Source organism: Streptomyces sp. NPDC004284 (genome assembly GCF_042874035.1).
Lineage (GTDB): Bacteria > Actinomycetota > Actinomycetes > Streptomycetales > Streptomycetaceae > Streptomyces.
The window spans coordinates 291876-311453 of the sequence record NZ_JBIAMJ010000002.1 but is presented as its reverse complement, the minus strand read 5'-3'; the positions used below and the strand labels follow the sequence as shown (position 1 = coordinate 311453).

The 19578-nt window shown below is 74.1% G+C and carries 13 protein-coding genes and 1 tRNA gene; 7 read left to right on the top strand and 7 right to left on the bottom strand.

The annotated features are described in order from the left end of the window. Positions 1-22 precede the first annotated feature (22 nt). The 3 genes from ACFYUS_RS06520 to ACFYUS_RS06510 all read right to left on the bottom strand — a co-directional run bounded on the left by ACFYUS_RS06520 (position 23) and on the right by ACFYUS_RS06510 (position 5295). Entirely contained in the window at positions 23-1459 is a 1437-nt protein-coding gene (locus ACFYUS_RS06520) for a Gfo/Idh/MocA family oxidoreductase (RefSeq protein ID WP_388846552.1), read from the bottom strand. 1012 nt (positions 1460-2471) lie between these two features. Beyond that, positions 2472-2545 (bottom strand) — tRNA-Pro (locus tag ACFYUS_RS06515). A gap of 53 nt (positions 2546-2598) precedes the next feature. Then, positions 2599-5295 carry an ATP-binding protein gene (locus ACFYUS_RS06510; protein WP_388847734.1) on the bottom strand — a complete coding sequence of 899 codons (2697 nt, stop codon included), beginning with the start codon at positions 5293-5295 and terminating at the stop codon, positions 2599-2601. A gap of 197 nt (positions 5296-5492) precedes the next feature. Here ACFYUS_RS06510 and ACFYUS_RS06505 point away from each other — a divergent pair, with 197 nt between their 5' ends. Further along, positions 5493-6017: a DUF309 domain-containing protein gene (locus ACFYUS_RS06505; protein ID WP_388846550.1), complete on the top strand. Its 525-nt coding sequence runs from the start codon at positions 5493-5495 to the stop codon at positions 6015-6017. Here the strand turns inward: ACFYUS_RS06505 and ACFYUS_RS06500 are convergent. Together ACFYUS_RS06500 and ACFYUS_RS06495 are read right to left on the bottom strand one after the other, a co-directional pair. Beyond that, positions 6006-6371, bottom strand: a complete 366-nt coding sequence (locus ACFYUS_RS06500; RefSeq protein WP_388846548.1) for a DUF488 domain-containing protein — start codon at positions 6369-6371, stop codon at positions 6006-6008. The genes ACFYUS_RS06505 and ACFYUS_RS06500 overlap by 12 nt on opposite strands. A gap of 29 nt (positions 6372-6400) precedes the next feature. Next, on the bottom strand, positions 6401-7003 hold the full coding sequence (locus ACFYUS_RS06495; protein ID WP_388846546.1) for a TetR/AcrR family transcriptional regulator: 603 nt from the start codon (positions 7001-7003) through the stop codon (positions 6401-6403). 151 nt (positions 7004-7154) lie between these two features. Here ACFYUS_RS06495 and ACFYUS_RS06490 point away from each other — a divergent pair, with 151 nt between their 5' ends. The 5 genes from ACFYUS_RS06490 to ACFYUS_RS06470 all read left to right on the top strand — a co-directional run bounded on the left by ACFYUS_RS06490 (position 7155) and on the right by ACFYUS_RS06470 (position 15818). Then, entirely contained in the window at positions 7155-8075 is a 921-nt protein-coding gene (locus ACFYUS_RS06490) for a phosphatase PAP2 family protein (protein WP_388846543.1), read from the top strand. Continuing rightward, complete coding sequence (locus ACFYUS_RS06485) at positions 8072-9286, top strand: DMT family transporter (RefSeq protein ID WP_388846541.1); 1215 nt, start codon at positions 8072-8074, stop codon at positions 9284-9286. The genes ACFYUS_RS06490 and ACFYUS_RS06485 overlap by 4 nt, the downstream gene beginning before the upstream one ends. Positions 9287-9423: 137 nt before the next feature. Next, positions 9424-10290 (top strand): GNAT family N-acetyltransferase, encoded by an 867-nt coding sequence (locus ACFYUS_RS06480; protein WP_388846539.1) that lies wholly within the window; start codon positions 9424-9426, stop codon positions 10288-10290. Between the two features lie 613 nt (positions 10291-10903). After that, positions 10904-12601 (top strand): S8 family serine peptidase, encoded by a 1698-nt coding sequence (locus ACFYUS_RS06475; RefSeq protein ID WP_388847732.1) that lies wholly within the window; start codon positions 10904-10906, stop codon positions 12599-12601. 226 nt (positions 12602-12827) lie between these two features. Next, the gene (locus ACFYUS_RS06470) at positions 12828-15818 is read left to right on the top strand and encodes an AAA family ATPase (RefSeq protein WP_388846537.1); all 2991 of its coding nucleotides are present in this window, start codon (positions 12828-12830) and stop codon (positions 15816-15818) included. Between the two features lie 324 nt (positions 15819-16142). Here ACFYUS_RS06470 and rox read toward each other — a convergent pair whose 3' ends face one another. Together rox and ACFYUS_RS06460 are read right to left on the bottom strand one after the other, a co-directional pair. Beyond that, positions 16143-17573, bottom strand: a complete 1431-nt coding sequence (gene rox / locus ACFYUS_RS06465) for a rifampin monooxygenase (RefSeq protein WP_388846535.1) — start codon at positions 17571-17573, stop codon at positions 16143-16145. 157 nt (positions 17574-17730) lie between these two features. Continuing rightward, positions 17731-18540, bottom strand: coding sequence for a caspase domain-containing protein (locus tag ACFYUS_RS06460; protein ID WP_388846533.1), 810 nt, complete (start codon positions 18538-18540; stop codon positions 17731-17733). A 100-nt stretch (positions 18541-18640) separates the two neighbouring features. On the opposite strand from ACFYUS_RS06460, the gene ACFYUS_RS06455 reads away from it, so the two are divergent. Next, positions 18641-19516, top strand: a complete 876-nt coding sequence (locus ACFYUS_RS06455) for a DNA/RNA non-specific endonuclease (RefSeq protein WP_388846531.1) — start codon at positions 18641-18643, stop codon at positions 19514-19516. The last annotated feature ends 62 nt before the right edge of the window (positions 19517-19578 follow it).

Here is a 19578-nt window from a genome sequence, read left to right as displayed (position 1 = left end):
GAAGCGAATTCGGGGGAGGGGGTCAGACGACGGGCGGCATGTCGGAGGTGCGGGAGTCGAGGCCGGTCCGGAGGTTGACCCAGTCGCCGCGGGTGAAGTCCGGTATGGCCACGGGCTTTCCGCCGGCGGCCAGGGAGGTGACGCTGAGCGGAACGGGGGCGCACCAGGCGGCCGAGTCGTAGACGTCGATGTCGGGCACCAGGCCCGCCCGCATCAGCTGGACCGTCCGCCACTGCAGCACGTAGTCCATGCCGCCGTGCCCGCCGTTGTTGACCGCGTCGTCGCCGATCTTCTTCCACAGCCAGTGGTCGAACTCCTTGCGGTACGCGCCGAAGTCGACCCAGTTGTCACCGCTGTGGTCCGGCTCCACGTATATGCGTCCGCCGTCGGGCGAGGAGACGCCCGCGTAGTCCTCGAAGAGGCCCCGGCTGCCGACGAGGCTGTTGATGCGGCTGTAGGGGCGGGGCGAGCTGACGTTGTGCTCGGCTCTGATGACGCGGCCCCGTGCCGTGTCGATGAGACAGGTGACGAGGTCGCCGTTGATGTAGGTCTCGTTCCACGACGGGTGCGAGCGGTCGACGAAGCGGGCCCGGTAGTCGGCGAGCCCCTTGGGCTCGGTCGCGGTGGCGCGCAGGGTGGTCATCCGGTCCCCGCGGTTGATGTCCATGGCGGCGGCGATGGGCGCGAGGCCGTGCATGGGGTAGAAGCTGGCGGTGCTGCGGGTGTGCCACAGCCGGCGCCAGGAGTCCGTGTAGTACGTGTCCGAGAACAGCAGTGCGCGCAGGTCGTGCAGATAGCCGCCGTGTCCGTTCGTGATGTCGCCGAACAGACCCTCGTGCCCCATCTTGAGCATGGCCAGCTCGTTGCGGCCGTAGCTGCAGTTCTCCGCGAGCATGAGGTGCCTGCGGGTGCGCTCGGAGGTGTCGACGAGGTCCCACAGTTCGTCGAGCTCGGTGGCGATGGGCAGTTCGACGATGACGTGCTTGCCGGCCATCAGCGCGGCCTTGCCCTGTTCGTAGTGGAACTCCCACGGGGTGGCGATGTAGACGAGGTCGATGTCGTCACGCCTCAGCATCTCCGCGTAGGAGTCGGCGGACCCGCCGTACTCGGCGGGCCGGGGCTTGCCCGCGGCGACGAGCCGGTCGGCGGTCCGCTTGGCCCGGTCGGCACGGATGTCGCAGACCGCGGTGACGGTGCAGCCCGGCACGACGGACCAGCCTGTGGTCATGCCGGAGCCACGGTTGCCCAGCCCGATCACACCGACGCGCACCGTCTGGTGGGCGTCGTAGGCGACGTTGATCATGGTCTTCTGCCCAGATCGACGGCGAGGCGTGACGGCCGGCAGAGCCGAATCCGCGGACGCGGCCGGCGCCGTCGAACCGAGGCCCGCCAGGACCGCTCCGGTGGCGACCGCTCCCCCCATCAGTGAACGGCGGGACAGGGAAGGGAACTTGGGCATGGCGCTCCTTGATGCGAAGACAGGCCGGTGTGCGGCATGACTCTGTCGGGGAGCCAGATGCGATGTCAATACTTGCTCAAGAAAACCAGATTCCAAGTATTCTCAAGCAAACATCCTGCGCGTAGCGTGCATCTTCGGAGAGCGGTCAGGGGTCTGCCACTGATGCGGTGAGCACAGGGCGCATGCACTCGATGCCCCGAAGGCTGGATCGAGAGCGTGGGCATTCCCGGCCGCCCAGAGCTGGAGGTGACAGCACCACTGCCGCACGGCGACGGCGAAGCCGAGGAAGCCGCTGTGGTCGGAGAGCGGCTACCGCGTCGACCGATGTGGCCCGGTGCTCACGGGTTTCCTCAACAGCCTCCGCTGACTACGGACATCCGACCCGAGTGCTCCGCGCGTACAACGTCGCGCTGGTGGTACGTGGAGCAGCAACGGTGTACGACGTCGTACCGCACCCCGGACGGCCAACCGGGAGAACCACGGCTGGCTGCCGTCTGCGGCCAGGATCGTCGCCCGTGGTGGGGTCACCGCCGGGTCTTGAGGGCCGCGTGTTGAAGTTCCGTACCGAGCTGCCTTGGAGAGACCCGCCCGAGCTGTTCGGTCCGTGGCCTGCCGTCCACGGACGGTTCCTGGTCCGCGTCATGGAGCAGGCTCTTCGACACGGCGTCATCAAGGTCAACCCGGCGCGCGTCACGGGCCGGCGGAGGCTCTGCCGAGGCTGGTTGCGAGGTGGTCCGCTTCGCCGCGTGTACGGCCGCGCGCATCGGCGGGGTCTCCGGCTGCCGGGTCGGGGACCTCGGACACCGCCCAACGGATCTGGACCGTCCGGCGCCGGTCCGCCCCGCCATCGGGGAGATCCGCCCCTTCGTCGTCCGGCGCGCCCTGCGGGGCCCCTCGTGGTCGCCCGTTGAAGTGGTCGAGGCGAGTTGGTGTCCCCAACCGGTTCCCAGAAACGAGTCAGGGGCTGTTTCAGATTGCTCTGAAACAGCCCCTGACCCACGACTCTTTCGAGTCGGGACGACAGGATTTGAACCTGCGACCCCTTGACCCCCAGTCAAGTGCGCTACCAAGCTGCGCCACGTCCCGGTGCTCGTCTCCGCGGTGTTTCTCCCGCGTCGCCGTGCAGGGAAAACATTACCTCACTCCGGAGGGTGGGATGACGCACGGGCGGTCACCGCGTCCGAGGTGAGGAGGTCGGCGCCGCAGGTGGCGGCCAGGGCGGTGGCTTCGGCGAGGGCCTCGGGGGAGCCGGTGGCGTGGGCGAGGTCGAGGCGGGCGAGGGCTTCTTCGTAGCGGGAGGGTGAGGCCGCGAGGTGCTCGACGGCCTGTTCGAGGAGTCGGCGGGACTCGGGCGGTTCGGTGAAGAGGGCGAGGCAGCGGAGGGCTTCGCCGAGGGCCGTGTGGGTGCCGAGGCGTTCCGCGTGGGTGTGGGCCTCGCGGGCGATGCGGGCGGCGCGGTCCGGGTCGGTGGGTGCGAGGGCGCGGGCGAGGTCGAGCGGCCAGGGGGCCCAGACGATGTGGTGGCGGCCGCGGACGGTGAGGGCCTCGGCGGCGCCCTCCAGGGTGGCCACGGCCTCCTCGACGCGGCCTTCGGCGAGCAGCAGCCGGCCGAGGGCGCTGGGGCCGTCGGGGAGCACGATCGCGCCGGGCCAGGGCGGGCCGAAGGAGTACCGGTCGGCGACGGCGCGCGCCTCGGCGGTACGGCCCCGGGCGACGAGGGTGTCGACGAGGAGGCAGGCGGTGTCCCAGTGGACGGGCAGGCCGTTGCCGACCTGGTCGGCGAGGCGGAGCCCCTTCTCCAGGTGGTGCTGGGCGCGGGACAGGTTGCCGCGGCGCCGGTGGACCAGGCCCAGGAGGGTGTGGCCGAAGGCGAGGTGGGCGCCGCTCCAGCCGGAGATCTCGAAGGCGCGGACCGCCTCGGTGAAGAGGGCCTCGGCCCGGTCGGGACGGTCGGGACGGTCGGAGAAGGCGTACGCGATGCCGGTGAAGGCGGGGATCTCGAAGCCCCAGACGGGGTCGGTCCAGCCGAGGCCCCGGGCGGGCAGGCCGTCGACGAGGGAGAGGTCGCAGAGGCGTACGACCTCGGCGGCGGGTTCGCCGCGCATGGTCGCGTCGAAGCTGCGGACGGTGATGAGGGCCCGCTCGGAGTTGTCGGCTCCGGTGAGGCCGGCGGTGAGCTCGGCGAGGCGGCGGGAGCGGTCCGGGCCGTCCGCCTCGGAGGCCTGGAACCCCTCGTAGATGAAGTGGGCGGCCTGGAGCCTTCGTCGGCCGGTGCCGGGCGGGGTCCGGGCGTACTCGACGGCGGCGGCCCGCGCGGCCTCCTGGAGCTGGTTGTTGTGGGCGAGGGCCTGGACGAGCCGGTAGGTCGCGTCGATGCGCAGTTCGTCGTCGAGGCCGGGGAGGTCGAGTGCGGAGCGCAGGTGCCGGACGGTGGCGGCGGGCGCGGTGAGCAGGGAGGCGCAGCCGAGTTCGTACAGGACCCTGGCGTACGTGTCGGGGCCGGGCGGTTCGGCGAGGGCCCGCTCCAGGCAGCGGCGGGCCGCGTCGGGGGCTCCGACGGCGAGGTGTTCGACGGCGGCGGCCCGCAGACCGCGCACGACGTCCTGGTCGTCGTCGGGGTGCACTTCGAGGAGGTGGCGGGAGACGGCGGCCGGTCCGTGGCCCGCCTGGGTGAGCGCCCAGGCGGCGCGTCCGTGCATGGCGGTCCGCAGGCCCGAGGGCACGGAGCCGTACACGGCGGTGGCGATGAGCGGGTGGGTGAACTCCAGCGGCGGGACGGGCACGAGGGCGAGTCCGCCCCGGCCGGTGCCGGGCGGGGACGTCACGATCCTGGCGGCCCGGAGGCTTTCGGTGTCCTCGGCGACCTGCTGGGGGCGCATGCCGGTGACGGCGGCGAGGAGTTCGGGGGTGCTGTCGGCGCCGAGGACCGCCGTCGCCCAGGCGACGCGGGTCGGGCCGCTGCCGAGCTCCTCCAGGCGGGCGACGATTCCGCCGCCCCGGGCGGCGGCGCCGAGGTCGCGGAGGAGGCCCGCGGAGCCGGCGACGGGTTCGAGCATCCGGTCGCGGGCCTTGGCGAGCAACTCGACGGTGTCGTAAGGGTTTCCGGAGGTCACCGTCCACAGCTCGTGGCAGAACGGCTCGTCCGCGTGCCTGCCGAGCACGTCCCGGGCGAGTTCGGCGGTGGCCGTGGAGGTGAGGGCGTTCAGGGCGAGGGTGAGGACGGCGCGGTCGGCGAGCGCGGCGAGCGTCGCGGGCCCGCCGGGGCCCTGCGGTTCCCGTACGAACGGGCGGTGGGCGAGGACGAGGAGGACCGGCAGCCGGTGGCCGCGCCGGGTCCGGGCGAAGGTGTCGAGCCAGGCCAGGGATTCGGCGTCGGCCCAGTGGACGTCGTCCACGAGGAGCACCAGGGGCTGGTCCCGCAGCCGCTCCGCGAGACGGTCCAGGAGTCGGGCGAGGCCCAGCAGGACGCCCTGGGGGTCGGCGGGCGTGTCCGAGGACGGCGAGGCGAGGCCGAGCGCCGGGGCGAGGAGGTCGTAGTGGTCGCCGAAGAGGTGCCGCACCTCGTCGGCGGCGAAGCCGTCCAGGGCGGGCTGGAGCAGCTGGCGGGTGAGGTGGAAGGGGACGGAGGTCAGGGTCTCGCCGCCCCGTGCGGTGAGGACGGTGCACCGGTCCCGGGCGGTGCGGTGTATCTCGGCGAGGAGTGCGGTCTTTCCTATGCCCGGCTCGCCCCGGTAGACGAGTATGCCGCCGCGCGCGGGGCCGCCGGCCGCGGCTCCTGCGACGAGTTCGTCGACGGCGTGGGCGGCCGCGGCGAGCTCCGAGCCGCGCTCGAGCAGACCGCTCCGCCCGGCGCCGAGGAAGCCCGGCACGAACGGTGTTGCGGGCGACGACTGTTCGGGATCCGTCGGCACCGGTCACTCACTCCCCACACGTACTGTTGGCATCACGCTTCCGGCACCACCCGCACGGACCGGAACAGCCCCGGACGGACGAGCCTAGCGGTCGTGATCGCCCAGGGGGCGACAATGGACGGGTGAACCGGACAACGGGTGACGACGAGGGCGCGCGGGGCGGCGAGCACGGCAGGGACCGCGACGCGGCGGGGCGTGCCCGCAGCGCCCGGCCGCGCGACGGGCTCGGCCGTCCGCTGCCGTACGGGGCGGAGGGGGTGCCCCGGCAGCCCGAGGGGGTCGTGCGCGGCCCCGAGGAGACCGTGCGCGAGGCGCAGCGGCTGCTCGACGCCGGGATGCCCTTCCACGCGCACGAGGTCTTCGAGGACGCCTGGAAGTCCGGCCCGGAGGCGGAGCGGGACCTGTGGCAGGGGCTCGCCCAGCTGGCCGTCGGCCTGACGCACGCGGCCCGCGGCAATACGGCGGGCGGGGCCCGGCTGCTGCGCCGGGGTGCCGGCCGTCTGGCGGGCGCCCGGCCCGTCCCCGGGGCGTACGGGATCGATGTCGGCGGACTGGTGGCGTGGGCACGGGAGTTGGCCGACCGCACGGAGGGCGGGGGCCCTGGTGCGGTGGACGCCGTCGCGGAGGCGCCCCGGCTACGCGCCTAGGGCGCGCCGCAGGACGGACGTGTGGCTGACGGAGGGGTCCTTCGCGGCCGTGAGGAGGGTGACGGTCCCCCGGGCGGCGAGGTCCCGGAGCCGGTCGAGTGCCGCGGCGGCCTCCGGGGCGTCGAGTTCGGCCTCGTAGCGGCGGCAGAACTCCTCGTACGCGCCGTCGGGGCCGTGGTACCAGCGGCGGAGTTCGGTGGACGGGGTGAGGGCCTTGGGCCACTCGTCGACGCGGGCGTCCGTCTTCTTGAGGCCGCGCGGCCAGAGCCGGTCGACGAGGACGCGGACCCCGTCGTCGGGTGACGGGTCCTCGTAGACGCGGCGGACGCGGACGGCGGGGGTGCTTGCGGCCATGGCTCCAGGGTGCCGGACGGGGCCGGGGCTCACCGCTCGACGCGCAGTGCCGGCAGGAGCACGGCGTCGACGAAGGTGCGCATCGTCGAGACGTCCGCGAACCGCTCCTCGAAGATCCGCTCGATGCGGAGCATGCCCATGAAGCACGGGGCGACGAATCCGATCGCCGGGTTGTCGGCGTCGACCTCGCCGCGCTCGACCGCGCGGGCCACGACGGCGTCGATGGCCGCGACCTCGGGGGCGATGACGGTCTCGCGGAGGGCGGCGCGCAGGTCGGGGTGCTGCACATAGGCCTGGGTGACGGCCTCCATGAGCTCGGCGTCCCGGTCGCGGCGGGAGGCGGCGACGCGGGCGGCCTCGCGCAGGTCGCCGGCGAGGGTGCCGGTGTCGATGCCGGTGAAGACGGTGCAGCGGCGCTGGGCGAGGGCCGCGGTGACGAGCCGGGGCTTGGTGCCCCACTGCCGGTAGAGGGTGGCCTTGCCGCACTTGGTGCGGGCGGCGACGCCCTCCATGGTCACCGCGTCGTAGCCGCCCTCGCGGAGGAGGCAGAGCACCGCGTCGTAGAGCTCCGTCTCGCGCTCCGGCGTGATCTTGCTGCGACGGGCTGCGGCGGTCGCGGCCTGTGTGGACATCGATCCCTCCCGAAACACGTCCGTCCCTGCTCATACGAGGGTAGGGGGTGCACAATCGAGACGCAAACGTATCGAGACGCTTGCGTCTCGATGAAATCGGATCTAGGCTCGCTCCGTTTGCTGCCGATATGACGGATTAGAGGGCCGCGCGATGGCTGTCGGGATACGCGGGATACGCGCACCACGTCCTGCGGGACAGGGGGCGAGCCGTACCCCCGAACCCGCCGGGCGGACCGGGCAGAACGGGACCGGGGACGCGGAGACCGCGCCCGGACCAGAATCCGGTGCCGCACTCGGGTCCGACTCGACTCCGACGGCCCCGTCCGCCCGGCCGCCGCTCCTGCGGGAGCTCCTGCTCGTCACCTCGCTCTTCCTCGTCTACAAATTCGGCCGGCTCTTCGCCAACGGCCACGAGGCCCGCGCCTTCCGGAACGCCGACCGCGTCTGGGACGCCGAGCGCGCGCTCCACCTGCCGGACGAGGGAACGGTCCAGCAGCTGCTCCTGCACGGCGAATCGCTGGTCCGGGCGGCCAACACGTACTACGCGGCCGTGCACTTCCCGGCCACCATCGCCTTCCTCGTCTGGCTGTACTGGCGCCGCCCCGCGCACTACCTGTGGTCGCGCCGGGTCCTCGCCCTCGTCACCGGCGCCGCGCTCGCCCTGCACCTGCTGGTGCCGCTCGCCCCGCCCCGGATGCTCGCCGCCTCCGGACTGGTCGACACGGCCCGCGTCTACGGCCCCTCCGTCTACGGGGCGGTGCCGGAGACCGACTCGATGGCGAACCAGTTCGCGGCCATGCCCTCGCTGCACTTCGGCTGGGCCCTGATGGTCGCGATCGGCCTGATCGCCGCCACCCGGTCCCGCTGGCGGGTGCTCTGGCTGCTGCACCCGCTGCTCACCCTGCTCGTCATCGTCGGCACCGCCAACCACTACTGGTTCGACGCGCTCGCCGCCGCCGTCCTCCTCGGCCTCGCGCTGCTCGCCGTCCGCGCCCCCGGCCACCGGACGGTGCCCCCACCCGTACCCCGCCCGCTCGGTGCGGCACCCCTCCCCGTCGGAGCCCTGCGATGAACCCCGCCGCCGGCACCGCGCTCGCGGTCCTCCTCTCCCTCGTCTCCGCCGCCGGGTACGCGCTCGCCGCCGTGGCCCAGTCCCGGCTCGCCGCCGCCTCCCCCGTCGCCCCCGACGGGCGCGGCGCGCTGCGCGCCCTGCTCGCCCGCGGGCAGTGGTGGTGGGCGGTCGGCCTCAACGCCGCCGGAGCCCTCGCCCACGTGGCCGCCCTGCACTACGGGCCGCTGACGCTCGTGCAGCCGCTCGGCGCGCTGACGCTCGTGGCGGCGCTGCCGATCGGCGCGTACTGCGCACGGCGCCGGGTGACCCGTACCGAATGGCGCGGGGCCCTGTGGACCCTGGGCGGGCTCGTCGGGCTGGTCGCCGTGACCGGGCCCACGGCCCCCGGCGAGGCGCTCAGCCTGCGCGAGTCCCTGATCGTCGCCGCGGCGACCGCGCTCCTCATCGCCGCACTGGCCTCCGGGCGGCTCCACGGGCGCGAACAGCGCGGGACCGGCGCCCCGGCCGCGCGCGGACTCGGACACGCCACGGCCTCCGGGATCGCCTCGGGCGTCGGCTCGGCGCTCACCCAGACACTGACCGCCGCGCTCGCGCTCGACCTGCCCGGCAGCGAGCCGACCTGGTGGCAGACCGCGCTGCTGGCCGTCCTGATATCCGCCTTCGCCAGCGGCGGCCTGCTCCTGTCCCAGGCCGCCTACCGGGGCGGACTCGCCGCCCCGCTGGCCGTCGTCAACCTCTCCAACCCGGCCGCCGCCGCGGTCATCGGCGTGGCCCTGCTCGGCGAGACCTTCCGCGCCGGCGCCTGGGGCTGGCTCGTCGCGGCCGGCGCGTCGCTGGTCGCGGCGCGGGGGGTGGTCCTGCTGACGAAGGGGGGCGCGGAGGTGCCGGTGACGGCGGAAGCGCCGGCGGCAGCGCAGGGGCCGACGGTGACGGAAGCGCCGACGGTGGCGGCGGAAGTGCCGATGGCGGCACAGGCGCTGGCAGCAGCGCAGACGCCGATGGCGGCGCAGACACCAGTGGCGGCTTCGGCTGCTACGGCCTCGGCCACCACTTCGGCTCCGGCTTCAGCCCCGGTCCCGGTCCCGACCCCGGTGGCCGTTCCAGCCCCCGCCCCCCTCCCCGCCCGGGAAGCACGGCAGATACCGACCCCCCGCCGCCCCGACCGCACCGCGCCGGACACCGAGCCGGCGCCCGCGCCGGTCGCGGGCTGAGGGAGCGGAGGGGCCGGTCGGCCGGAAACGATCGGCGGAGAAGTGACAGGAGCCGGCCCGGCGTTATGCTCGGCGCGATTTGCCCGGGTTCCTGCCGCTCGGGCGTCCGCCCGCCACCCGGCCGTCGAAGGATCCCCATGACCTCCGTCTCCTCCGGTTCGCTGTCCGTCTCCTCCGCCACGCCGCAGGAGTGGGCGCTCGTGCGGTCCTGGGCCGCCGAGGAGGGGTGGAATCCCGGGCTCTCCGACGCTCCGGCGTTCTTCGCGCAGGACCCCGCGGGCTTCTTCCTCGGCCGGGTCGACGGGGAGCCGGTCTCGGCCATCTCCGTCGTGAACTACGACGATTCCTACGCCTTTCTCGGCTTCTACCTCGTCCGCCCCGAACTCCGCGGCCTCGGGTACGGCCTCGCCACCTGGCGGGCCGCGCTCGCCCACGCGGGCGGCCGGGCCGTCGGGCTCGACGGGGTGCCGGCGCAGCAGGACAACTACCGGCGCTCCGGCTTCGCGACCGCGTACCGCACCGCCCGGTACGTGGGCGAGGTCCCGGCCCCCGACCGCCCCGCGGCCGGTCTGGTGGCCGCCGAGCGGGTCGGCGCGGCCGCCCTCGCCGCGTACGACGGGGTCTGCCACCACGCCGACCGGCCCCGGTTCCTGGACACCTGGCTGACCACGCCCGGCCATCGGGCGCTCGCCCGCGTCGTCGACGGCCGCATGACCGGGTACGGGGTGGTTCGTCCCGCGCAGGACGAGGCCCGCGTGGGGCCGCTGTTCGCCGACACCCCGGCGGACGCGGCGGCCCTGCTCGACGGGCTCGCCGCCGAGGCGCGGGAGTTCGGCGCGGCCCGCGTCGCGGTCGACATGCCGGAGGCCAATCCGGCGGCCGCCCGTCTGGCCGAGGAGCGCGGTCTGGAGCCGACGTTCGAGACGGCCCGGATGTACACGGGCCCGGTCCGCCCGGTGGCCCGGGAGCGCGTGTTCGGCGTCACCACCCTCGAACTCGGCTGAGGCCGTACCGCGCTCGGACTCGACTGAGGCCGTACCGCGCTCGGACTCGACTGAGGCCGTACCGCGCTCGGACTCGACTGACGCCGCACCACCCTTGAACTCGGCCGACGCCGCACCACCCTCGAACCCGCCCGAGGCCGTACCGCCTCCCCTCGCCTCTCGACCGAGGCCGCACGCCCCTCCCCTCACCGCACCCCCACCACCCCATGAGGGGTGACAAGGGTTTTCCCCGTATCGGGTTCACCCCCCCGTTCCCTACTGTCCTCCGCACCGGCAGATATCATCCCCCGAGCGCACCGTGACAGGTGCATGCGGAGGGTGCTGTCCGCCGGGGACGGCCTTGACCCGGGCCGTCGCGCCGGTGGCGGCGCACGGGCCCCCCAGCCCAGGGAACCACGGAGGCGACCCCACTTCGACTCGTGTGTCCCGCGCCGCCGCCACTGCTCCGCAGTTACGTCGTACTCGAAAGGGCCACACCTTGAACGGTTCCAGGCGGAGAGTCATATCCGTGGTCGCGGGCGCCGCGATCCTCGGTGCCGCTGCCATGACTTCCGGGGCGTTCGCCGCAACCCCGGTCGCTGCCACCCCGAAGCCGGTCCCGGCTTCGCAGGCGATGCGGGCGCTTCCCCACGCCCCCGTCGAGAAGGTGATCGTCACCTACAAGAGCCGGACCCCCGAGGCCGGTTCCAACACCGCCGCGAAGAGCGACACGGCCGAGAAGGCCGCGAAGACGGGCGAGAAGCTCTCCTTCGAGCGCCGCCTCGCCGGCGGTGCCGCCCTCGTCAACCTGGGCGGCAAGGCGACCAAGAAGGACGTGACGGAGGTCATGGACGCGTTCCGCGCCGACCCGTCCGTCGCCTCGGTCGAGCCCGACATCCGCGCCTACGCGATGGCGGTCACCCCGGACGACACCGACTACGCCAAGCAGTGGGACCTCTTCGAGCCCACTGGCGGCATGAACGTTCCTGCGGCCTGGGACAAGGCGACCGGCTCCGGCGTCACCGTCGCCGTGATCGACACCGGCTACGCCGCCCACTCGGACCTGGCGGCCAACGTCATCGCCGGCTACGACTTCATCTCGACCGCCTCCGACGCCCGCGACGGCAACGGCCGCGACGCGGACGCGAAGGACGAGGGCGACTGGAACGCCACCGCCGGCGAGTGCGGCACCGGCTCCACCGCCTCGAACTCCTCCTGGCACGGCACCCACGTGGCCGGCACCATCGCCGCGGTGACCAACAACACCAAGGGCATCGCGGGCATCGCGTACAACGCGAAGATCGAGCCCGTGCGCGTGCTCGGCAAGTGCGGCGGCTCGTCCTCCGACATCGCCGACGCGATCACCTGGGCCTCCGGCGGCACCGTGCCGGGCGTCCCGGCCAACCCGAACCCGGCCAAGGTCATCAACATGAGCCTGGGCGGCGCGAGCTCCACCTGCCCGAGCGTCTACCAGACCGCGATCAACGGCGCCGTCTCGCGCGGCACCACCGTCGTCGTCGCCGCGGGCAACAGCAACGCCAACGCCTCCGGCTTCACCCCCGCGAACTGCACCGGCGTCATCACCGTGGCGTCGACCAACCGCGCCGGCAGCCGGTCGTACTACTCCAACTACGGCACCATCGTGGACGTGGCCGCCCCCGGTGGCGAGACCCGCAACGCCACCGACGCGCCCGGCACCGTCACCACCCCCGAGAACGCGATCTACTCCACGCTGAACTCGGGCCTGACGACCCAGTCGACCGAGACGTACAAGCCCTACCAGGGCACCTCGATGGCGGCGCCGCACATCGCCGGCCTGGCCGCCCTCCTGAAGTCGGCCAAGAGCACGCTCACCCCGGCCGAGATCGAGTCCACGATCAAGGCCAACGCCCGCCCGCTGCCCGGCACCTGCACCGGCGGCTGCGGCACCGGCATCGCCGACGCGGCGAAGTCCGTGGACGCGGTCCTGAACACCACCCCGCCGAGCGGCACCGTCTTCACCAACGGGACGGACGTGCAGATCCCGGACAACACCACCGTGACGTCCTCGATCAACGTCACCGGCCTCACGGGCAACGCCCCCGCCACCCTCAAGGTCGGCGTGGACATCAAGCACACCTGGCGCGGCGACCTGGTCGTCGACCTGGTCGCCCCCGACGGCACGGTCCGCAACCTGAAGGCCTCCTCCTCCTCGGACAGCGCCGACAACGTGAACACCACGTACACGGTCGACGCGTCGAACGAGGTCGCCAACGGCACCTGGAAGCTCCGGGTCCAGGATGTGGCCACGGGTGACACCGGCTACATCGACTCGTGGAGCCTCACCTTCTAAAGCATCACCGCACCACCTCTGAACCACCCCCCACATCAGCATCTTTGCTGGTCAGCGACGCGCCCGTGGTCTACACCACTGGCGCGTCCTGGCGTTGGGGGAGCGTGCGCGCGCCGGGCCCCCTGTCCGCATGCCGGACAGGGGGCCTGGACTGTGCCCGTGGGCTCCGTATCCTCTGCGCACGGGGTTCATGGGCCGGGCCCCGAGGGGCCGGAGGTGGTGGACAGTGACGACAGCTCCGCAGAACCCTGCCCCGGTGGGCCGGGAGGAGCTCCTCGCCCGACTCGAACGGGCCCTGCACACGCGGGGCCGCGCCCTGCTCACCGGACCCGCCGGCGTCGGCAAGACCGAGGTCGCCCTCGCCGAGGCGGCCCGCGCGGAGGCGCGCGGCGAGACCGTGCTGTGGCTCGTGCCCCTGCCGTCCGACCGCGAGATACCCGGGGCGGCCGCCGCCGCGCTCGTGGCCTCGGTGGCGGCGACCGTGACCTGGCCGGGCCTCGGGACCAGCCGCCCCGAGCCGCCCGGCGCGCCCGTCCCCACCGTCCCCGCACCCGAACCGTACGGCGCCGACTCGACCGTGGACGTGCTCAGCCCCGCCGCGCTCGCCTCCGGGATCCTCACCTCCGGCGTGCTCACCTCCGGGATCTTCTCGTCCGGCGTCTTCGACCAGCTGCCCGGCCCCCAGCGCACCGCCGTCGCCATGCTCTGCCGGGAGGCGCCGATCGACGCGGGCGGCTGGGACCCGATCGCGCTGCGCCTCGGCATCGCCCGGATCCTGCGCGCCCTGACCTGCCGCGGCCCCGTCCTGCTCGTCGTCGACGGGGTGCAGCACGTCGACGCGGACAGCGTGGACCTGCTCCGGTTCGCCCTCCATCTGGCCCCGCCCGCGCTGCGGGTGGTGGCGGTGGAGACCCCCGAGCCGTACGCCGAGGCCCACGCGCCGTACCGCGAGAGCCACCGCCACGAGGACCCGCAAGCCGCGCACCTGTGGGTGCCCTCGGAGGCGGACGTGCTGCGCGTCCCGCCGCTGCACGCCGACGAGATCGCCGAACTCCTCATCCACCACCGGCTGCCCTCCCGGATGGCCGGCCGCATCCACCGCGCGAGCGGCGGCAATCCGCGGCTCGCGCTCGCCGTGGGCCGCTCGCTCGCCGACGCGCGCACCCCGGTCCACCACGCGGAGGCGCTGACGCTCTCGGGCCGCGCCCGCGACCTCGCCCGCCAGCTCCTGGGCGCCGCGCCCCCCGCGGTACGCGAGACGCTGCTGCTCGCGGCGCTGGCGCTGCGCCCCTCGGCGACGCTGGTGCGCCGCGCGGGGCGGCCCACCGCGGAGGCGGACCTCGCCGCGGCCGAGCGGGCCGACCTGGTGTCGCTCTCCGAGGACGGCTCGGTGACCTTCACCGCCGGGCTGCTGCCCTCCACCCTGGTGCACGACGCCTGTTGGGCCGAGCGGAGCGCCGGGCACGCGGCGCTCGCGGAGGTCGTGGACGACCCGGTCGAGGCGGTACGGCACCGGGCGCTCGCCACCGAGCGGCCCGACGAGGAGCTCGCCGCCGAGGTCGCGGCCGCCGCCGACCTGGCCCGGCGGCGCGGGAACAGCGCGCTCGCCGCCGAACTGGCCCTGCTCGCCGCCGAGTCGACGCCCGGCAGGCACGGGACGCGGCGGATCACTCGGCTCGTGGACGCCGCCGAGGAGGCCGCCCGCGCCGCCCGCGCCGACCTCGCGATGCGGGCCGCCACCGATCTGCTCGCCCGGGACGCGGGGCCGTCCGACCGGGTCAGGGCGCGGCTCGCCGTGCTCGACACCGCGGGTCAGGGGCTCACCGGGCTCGACGAGATGTACGCCCACGCCATGGAGGACTCCGAGGGCGACACCGCCCTGCGGGCCGCCGTGCAGCTGCGGCTCGCCGTCAAGTACGTGCTCGCGGACGGCGATCCGGAGCGCTCGCGGACGGCGGCGGTCGAATCGGCCGCGCTGGCCGCCTCGATGGGCGATCCCCGGCTCGCGGTGCAGGCCCTGACCGTGCAGGCGCGGATGGAGCGGGCCCTCGGCGCCCCGGACGCCGAGGCCGTGCTCGCGCAGGCCCGCGCCCTGGAGCTGGCCGAGCGGCCCCTCGGGATCCGCAACGCCGCCCAGATCCTGACGATCCGTCACGCCCTCTTCGACGACCGGCTGAACGACGCCCGGGACGAGCTGAACGCGCTGCTTCCGCTGGTCCAGCGGCGCGGCTCTGTGGAGGACACGATCGAGCTGTTCTCCACGCTCGCCGCGATCGAGTCCCGCAGGGGCGCCTGCGCGGCCGCCCTCGCGCACGCGGGGCAGTCCCTCGCGCTCACCCTGGAGGCGGGCCTCTCCCCCGGCCCCGCCTGGTACACCCTGGCGCTCGCCGAGACGGCCGGCGGCAGCTTCGCGCGGGCCGCGAGCTACGCCCGCCGCAGTGTGCAGGCCTCGGAGGAGGAGGGCGACCGCGTCTTCCTCTCCCGCAGCCGGTACGCGCTCGGCCGCGTCCAGCTGATCACCGGCGACGTCGCCACGGCCCTGGAGACGCTGCGGCGGGTGCAGGCCGACGAGCGCGCCCAGTCGACGGTGGACCCCTCGATGCTGCGCTGGCACGAGGAGCTGGCCGAGGCGCTGCTCGGCCAGGACGCGGGCGACGAGGCGCTGGCGCTCCTCGCCGAGGTGCGGCCGGTGGCGGAACGGCTGGGCCGGTCCACGGTGTTGCTCGGCTGCGACCGGGCGTACGCCCTGTGCCTGGCGGCGGAGGGCCGGACCGACGAGGCGGCCGATCTGCTGACCCGCACGGCCGAGAGCTTCGGCCGGGCCGGGTTGCCCCTGGAGCGGGGGCGGGCGCTGATCGCCCTGGCCCGGGTCGAGCGGCGGCGCCGGCGCAGGTCGGCGGCGCAGGGCGCCCTGCACGAGGCGGCCTCGGTCTTCGAGCGGGCCGGTGCGGCGCCGTGGCTGGCGCTGGCGAGCGAGACCCCGGCGGGCGAGGCCGCCGGCCCCGGCGCGGGCGGCGAGGAGTCGGTCCCCGCGCTCTCCTCCCTCACCGAGGCGGAACTGCGCCTGGCCCGGCTCGTGGGCCAGGGCGCGAGCAACCAGGAGGCCGCGGCGAAGCTCTACCTGAGCGTCAAGACGGTCGAGGCCCGTCTGACCCGCATCTACCAGAAGCTCGACGTCCGCTCCCGCGCCCAACTGGCCACGGCCCTGCGCCCCTAGCCTCACGGCGTACGACGCACCCGCCGTCCGGCGGCCCGGCACCCGCACGACCGGCCCCTCGACCGGGGTCCGACCACCCCACCCCCACCCGAGACCCGGCCCACGGCAGGCCCGCGCCGAGGCGCCGGACCACCCCGCGCCCACGGGCGGCCCGCCCCGGAAAGCCCGTGGGCGGCGCCGGAGTGCCCGTGGGCGGCGTACGGAAGACCGGGCCCACGGACCGGCGCCCGCCCGTGGCCCCCCAAGGCGGAGCACAGCGGATCGGCTCCCGCCTGACGGGTGGTCCGGTCGACCGGACCACCCGTCAGGGGACCGCCGCCCCGATCAGGCCGTCGGCGCGCCGAACCACTCGCCCAGGGCGCCGCGCAGCTCCTCCTGGGCGTCGCCGACCCAGACGACGTGGCCGTCGGGGCGCACCAGCACGGCGGGCGCGTCCGGTTCCTCGCCGGTGTCGTCGACGACGTGGTCGACGCGGTCCGCCCAGCCCTCCGTCGACAGCCGGCCGGTCCGGTCGAGCAGGAGGCCGCGGCCGCCGTGCGTCAGCTCGTAGAGGCGCCCCTGCTTCAGGGGCAGGTCCCGCAGGCGCCGGCCGAGGAGGTCGTGGCCCTCGCCGAGGTCGTAGCGGACGTCGACGGCGGTGATCATGCCGGTGACGTACCGGTTGACCTCCTCGAAGTCCATCAGCTTCGAGAACAGCTCGCGCAGCGCGGTCGCCCCCGGGTCGCTGCCGAGCAGCGTCATCTGGGCGCGGGTGTTCCGCACGACGCGGGCGCCGACCGGGTGCCGTTCGGCCTCGTACGTGTCGAGCAGCCCCTCCGGCGCCCAGCCGGCGACCGCGGCGGCCAGCTTCCAGCCGAGGTTGAACGCGTCCTGGATGCCGAGGTTGAGGCCCTGGCCGCCGGTCGGCGGGTGGATGTGCGCGGCGTCGCCGGCCAGGAACACCCGGCCGACCCGGTAGCGCTCGGCCTGCCGGGTGGCGTCGCCGAAGCGGGACAGCCAGCGCGGCGAGTGGACCCCGAAGTCGGTGCCGGCGAAGGCCTTCAGCTGGGTCTTGAAGTCGTCGAGGGTCGGCGGGGTCGCGCGGTCCTCGGCCACGCCGTCGGCGGGCACGATGACGCGGCACGCGCCGTCCCCGAGGGGCTTGAGGCCGAACCGCAGGTGGGTCTTCTGGACCTCCGCGGTGACGGCGGCGATCGTCTCCGGGTCCGCGGTCACCTCCATGTCGCCGAGGAGCGTCTCGACGGTGGCGGGCTCGCCGGGGAAGGCGACGCCCAGCAGCTTGCGCACGGTGCTGCGGCCGCCGTCGCAGGCGGCGAGGTAGCGCGAGCGCAGCTCGGTGCCGTCGGCGAGCTCGACGGTCACCCCGTCCTCGTCCTGACCGATCCCGACCACCTCGCTGCCGCGCCGGATCTCCGTGCCGAGTTCGAGCGCGCGCTCGTTCAGCAGCCGCTCGGTGACCGGCTGTGGTGTCGCGAGGCCGTACGGGTGGGCCGTGTCGAGCCGCTCCGGCCATGCCTTCATCACGCCGCCGAAGAGGCCGCCGACCGAGAACTTCTCGCTGACCGCGGTGAACCGCTCCAGGAGACCCCGCTGGTCCATCATCTCGACGCTGCGCGCGTGCAGGCCCTGTCCGCGGGACTCGCGGGTCGGCTCGGCCAGCTTCTCCAGGACGACCACCCGCACGTCGTGCAGGCGCAGTTCGCTCGCGAGCATCAGACCGGTCGGTCCGCCGCCGACCACGATCACGTCAATCATCAGTACGCCCCGTTTCCGCAGTTCCTTGCTTCGAACGGAGATTCTGCGACAGGAAGGGGGCCTTGCCGCAAGGCCCCCTGTGCGCTATACCTTGAGAGTGGCAAGGAGTGGTCGTCCCTCCTTGCCTTCGTCGTTCTCCGGCCGCCTCCCGGATCGCTCAGACGGTGAACGGCCGCTGGTTCAGGAAGTCCGGGGACGGGTTGCCGGTCAGGTAGAGGTTCGGGCTCTGGGTCGGGGGCAGCAGGCTCTGGATGCCCCGGTGGAAGCTGCGGTAGCCGCCCTGGAAGGCACCCCCGTCCCACACCCGGAGCAGGGCCCCGGTGAAGGCGCCGTTGACGTCGCCGTCGGCGGCGACCTGGTTGTCCTGGCAGGCCGAGACGAGGAGCGCGTCGTGGCCCCTCCCCCCGGCGGGGGCGTCCTTGGCCAGGGTGCGCTGGAGGTCTTCGAGGTAGGACCGGTCGCGCTCGTACAGCCGGCGCTGCCAGGGCTCCGGCATGTAGCGGCCCGTGCTCTCCTCCGCCGCGCCGCCGGGGAGTTCGATGCTGCTGCCGCTGTGGCAGCAGTCGAGGAGGGCGACGATCCGTACGTCGCCGGCGAAGGCCCGGAAGACCTGCTGGACCTCGTCGTCGAGGAACTGGCGGTCGTAGAACACGAGGGTCTCGTCGAGCGCGTCGGGCTCGTCGTCGGAGCCGGTGACGTCGGGGACCTGGCCGCCGTGGCCCGAGTAGGTGAAGAGCAGGATGTCGCCGGGGACGAGGCGGGCGGCGGCCTCGTGGAGCACGGAGGTGATGTTGGAGACCGTGCCGTCGGCGGTGAACAGGGTGGTGGCCTCGAAGCCGGCGGTCCGGGCGATCCGGGCCATGTCGCGGGCGTCGTTCTCGCAGGCGTTCAGGGTGCCTTCCCAGCCCTCGTACCGGGCCGGGTCGACGCCGTTCAGTCCGACGTGCAGGGAGAGTCCGGTGGCCATGGGGGGCCTCCTCGTGGGAGCGGAGGGATACCGGGGGCCTGTTCGAGTGACCTGTGGTCCGGCGCCGAGCACGACCCTCTCGGTGCGGTACTTACATCGTATGAACCCATCCGACGTGCCGCTTCCTCCCGAGGGGCCGGCCGCCTTCGCCGACCGCACCGGATACGACGAGGCCTTCCTGGGCCCCGTCGTCCCGCTGGCGCTCCCGGTCCGGGACACGATCGAGACGGTGATCCTGCCGTACACCCACTTCACCGTGGTCTTCCGCCCCGACCGGCGGCTCGCCGCCTCGACCGCGGTCTGCATCGAAGGGCGGGAGCTCCTCCTCGACACGCCCCGGGAGGACGCCTGGGCGTTCGACCCCCGGCTGCCGGAGGAGCAGCAGGCCGGTGACGAGATCTACCGGAACAACAGCCTCGACCGGGGCCACCTGGTCCGCCGCCTCGATCCCGTCTGGGGGGCGTCGGCCCTGGCGACCCAGGCCAACGCGGACACCTTCCACTTCACCAACGCGGCCCCCCAGGTGGACGTCTTCAACCAGGGCAAGGAGCTCTGGCAGGGCCTGGAGAACTACCTGCTCGACAACGCCGCCCACTACGAGCGGAAGCTGACGGTCCTCACCGGCCCGGTGCTCCAGGACTCCGACCCGCCGTACCGGGGGCTGCAGGTGCCGCTGCGGTTCTGGAAGGTGGCGGCGTTCGTCCAGGACGGGGCGCTCGCCGCCGCCGCGTACGTCCTCGACCAGAGCCCCGACCTCAGCCGGGACGCCGACCGGGCGCTGGCGGGGGCGACGGCCGGCGCGCCGCCGCCGCTGGGCCCGTACCGCACGTACCAGGTGCCCGTCTCGGACGTCGCGGAGATCACCGAGCTGGAGTTCGGGCCGCTGCCGGACGTGGACGTGATGCCGCCGACCCGCGCCCCGGAGGAGCGCTGGCGGCGCCTGGAGTCGTACGCGGACATGGTGCTGCACCCCTGAGGCCGGATTGCGGCCGTTCCCGCCCGGTGGAACGATGAGAGGGATCAGCCGGTCCGTCTGGC

What these genes read in the sequence shown, in the direction of transcription:
- ACFYUS_RS06485 (WP_388846541.1), top strand. Translation starts at nt 8,072, where the DNA reads ATGAACCCCGCCGCCGGCACCGCGCTCGCGGTCCTCCTCTCCCTCGTC.
- ACFYUS_RS06475 (WP_388847732.1), top strand. Translation starts at nt 10,904, where the DNA reads ATGCGGGCGCTTCCCCACGCCCCCGTCGAGAAGGTGATCGTCACCTAC.
- ACFYUS_RS06480 (WP_388846539.1), top strand. Translation starts at nt 9,424, where the DNA reads ATGACCTCCGTCTCCTCCGGTTCGCTGTCCGTCTCCTCCGCCACGCCG.
- ACFYUS_RS06490 (WP_388846543.1), top strand. Translation starts at nt 7,155, where the DNA reads ATGGCTGTCGGGATACGCGGGATACGCGCACCACGTCCTGCGGGACAG.
- ACFYUS_RS06500 (WP_388846548.1), bottom strand. Translation starts at nt 6,371, where the DNA reads ATGGCCGCAAGCACCCCCGCCGTCCGCGTCCGCCGCGTCTACGAGGAC.
- rox (WP_388846535.1), bottom strand. Translation starts at nt 17,573, where the DNA reads ATGATTGACGTGATCGTGGTCGGCGGCGGACCGACCGGTCTGATGCTC.
- ACFYUS_RS06520 (WP_388846552.1), bottom strand. Translation starts at nt 1,459, where the DNA reads ATGCCCAAGTTCCCTTCCCTGTCCCGCCGTTCACTGATGGGGGGAGCG.
- ACFYUS_RS06495 (WP_388846546.1), bottom strand. Translation starts at nt 7,003, where the DNA reads ATGTCCACACAGGCCGCGACCGCCGCAGCCCGTCGCAGCAAGATCACG.
- ACFYUS_RS06460 (WP_388846533.1), bottom strand. Translation starts at nt 18,540, where the DNA reads ATGGCCACCGGACTCTCCCTGCACGTCGGACTGAACGGCGTCGACCCG.
- ACFYUS_RS06455 (WP_388846531.1), top strand. Translation starts at nt 18,641, where the DNA reads ATGAACCCATCCGACGTGCCGCTTCCTCCCGAGGGGCCGGCCGCCTTC.